The sequence below is a fragment of the Campylobacter sp. CNRCH_2014_2452 genome (assembly GCF_025772865.1).
Taxonomy (GTDB): domain Bacteria; phylum Campylobacterota; class Campylobacteria; order Campylobacterales; family Campylobacteraceae; genus Campylobacter_D; species Campylobacter_D lari_D.
Map to the genome: position 1 here is coordinate 1 of NZ_JAKMSX010000033.1, position 664 is coordinate 664.

Consider the following 664-nt stretch of genomic DNA (forward strand, 5'->3'; position numbering starts at 1 on the left):
TAAAAAAGCTCACTATAAGCTTTTAATATATCTTTTTCATCTTGCACTATAGGTTTATGCGCTCTATCAAATTCTAAAAGCTCATTTGGTATTTGCACTTTTTGAATTTGTATTTTGGTTAATACTTGTGTTTTGCTCCCACAGCCTATCAAGCATAGCATTAAAAAGCTTAGTGGTATTAGTTTCATTGCTTTTGGATATATAGTTTTTAACATCATCAACCCTTGTTTTGATTTGATTTTTTTGAGTATTTACATGAAAGAGTGCTTTTAGCTCTTGTTCGTGTCTTGTTTTAAGCTCCTGAGTAATCCTCGTGAGTTCATTATTTACACCCAAAGCTAAATTTAAATCACTTTGACTTTTTTCTAATTTTGCGTTTGTGCTATCTAGCTTAAGATATAAAAACACATTAAGCATAAGCATTAGAGCTAAAGCAATATAAAGCTTTGTGTTTTTAAATAAAAGATTTATCATTTCTTATTTTAGAAGTTTAAGTAAGATTTGAGTATAATTTCAAAGGGTGGAACACCAAAGGTGGCCGCCTTTGGTGTTAATCAACACTCAGTTAGGTGGTGATTAAATTGAACCATAAAATTCTAGTAATAATTATACTACTTTGTATAATTATAGTCAAGGCTTATTAGCTTTGATTTCCCCTTTAAAA

The 664-nt window shown here is 29.7% G+C and carries 1 protein-coding gene; it reads right to left on the reverse strand.

The genetic code is table 11. The annotated features are described in order from the left end of the window. Nucleotides 1-81 precede the first annotated feature (81 nt). Nucleotides 82-474: a hypothetical protein gene (locus L8X38_RS08395; RefSeq protein WP_263661771.1), complete on the reverse strand. Its 393-nt coding sequence runs from the start codon at nucleotides 472-474 to the stop codon at nucleotides 82-84. Between the last annotated feature and the right edge of the window lie 190 nt (nucleotides 475-664).